General features: G+C 61.3%; 2 protein-coding genes and 1 pseudogene. All 3 read left to right on the top strand.

The genetic code is table 11. The features are described 5' to 3' along the window. Nucleotides 1-70: 70 nt before the first annotated feature. Nucleotides 71-307 carry a hypothetical protein gene (locus XI09_RS03110; protein ID WP_271565617.1) on the top strand — a complete coding sequence of 79 codons (237 nt, stop codon included), beginning with the start codon at nt 71-73 and terminating at the stop codon, nt 305-307. Next, nucleotides 304-855: an IS110 family transposase gene (locus tag XI09_RS03115; protein ID WP_271565618.1), complete on the top strand. Its 552-nt coding sequence runs from the start codon at nt 304-306 to the stop codon at nt 853-855. The genes XI09_RS03110 and XI09_RS03115 overlap by 4 nt, the downstream gene beginning before the upstream one ends. Before the next feature lie 166 nt (nt 856-1,021). Then, nucleotides 1,022-1,189: pseudogene (locus tag XI09_RS03120) on the top strand (IS110 family transposase); the annotation flags it as partial.

Raw genomic sequence — 1,189 nt, forward strand, 5'->3', positions numbered from 1 at the left:
CTGAACAGTCTGCCTCTTCCATCGGAGGAGCGTGCAATGCTCCGGCGTCTGATCGTNCATTAAAGGACGCATGAAGGCCATCCTGCATGCTAACCTCATCCCGCCCTACAAAGGCTATCTCTTCGGCAAGCGCGGACAGCATTGGCTGAACAGTCTGCCTCTTCCATCGGAGGAGCGTGCAATGCTCCGGCGTCTGATCGTGGAACTCGAACGCGTGACGAAGCAACTCGCGGAAATCGACAAGGTCGTGGCCCAGCAGGCTCTGGACGATCCACGGGCTCTCAAGCTGATGACGACCCCGGCGTGAGTTCGGTTGTCGCATCGAGTGTACTGGCCTCCATCGGCGACATCGCACGCTTCCCGTCGCCGGATAAGCTCAGCAGCTATTTCGGGTTGACACCGCGGGTTCGGCAGTCAGGCGAGCACCCGGCACGGCATGGCCGGATCTCGAAGCAGGGCAACCGTGACGCCCGCAAGATGCTGGTTGAGGCGGCGTGGTCAACCAAGACGGCGCCGGGTCCGTTGCGAGCATTCTTCAACCGCACGCAGAAAAAGCACGGGGCCGGGGTCGCAGCCGTCGCGACGGCGCGCAAGCTCGCAGTCATGATCTGGCACGTCCTGACGATCGGGAAGGACTACGCTTACGCGCGGCCAGCGTTCACAGCGATGAAACTCCGGAAGGTGGCTCTGAAGGCTGGGGCTCCCCGTGCCTACGGCAAGGCTGGCCCGGGCCGGGACTATTGGATCAAGGAAATCCGCGAACGGGAAGCTGGTTACGTCGCACGCGTCGAGCAGGCCTACGAACGCATGGTGGCTGCTTGGAAGGAAAAACCAAAAAACGTTGCCACGAACTGAAGGTAAGGACTTCTCAACACCATCCGTGGTCAAGCAGATCCTGCCATCGTGGAGGAAGCGGGCGAAGTTATAGCGCGACAATCTGGGTGGGAAGCGCACGACAATCAGGGGTTCTTCCGCACATTTGGTGCAGCTTGAGTAGCTGGGGTTGGACNCCGGGAAGGACTACGCTTACGCGCGGCCAGCGTTCACGGCGATGAAACTCCGGAAGGTGGCTCTGAAGGCTGGGGCTCCCCGTGCCTACGGCAAGGCTGGCCCGGGCCGGGACTATTGGATCAAGGAGATCCGCGAACGGGAAGCTGGTTACGTCGCACGCGTCGAGCAGGCCTATGAA

The organism is Bradyrhizobium sp. CCBAU 11386 (assembly GCF_028128955.1).
In the GTDB taxonomy this organism is placed as follows: domain Bacteria; phylum Pseudomonadota; class Alphaproteobacteria; order Rhizobiales; family Xanthobacteraceae; genus Bradyrhizobium.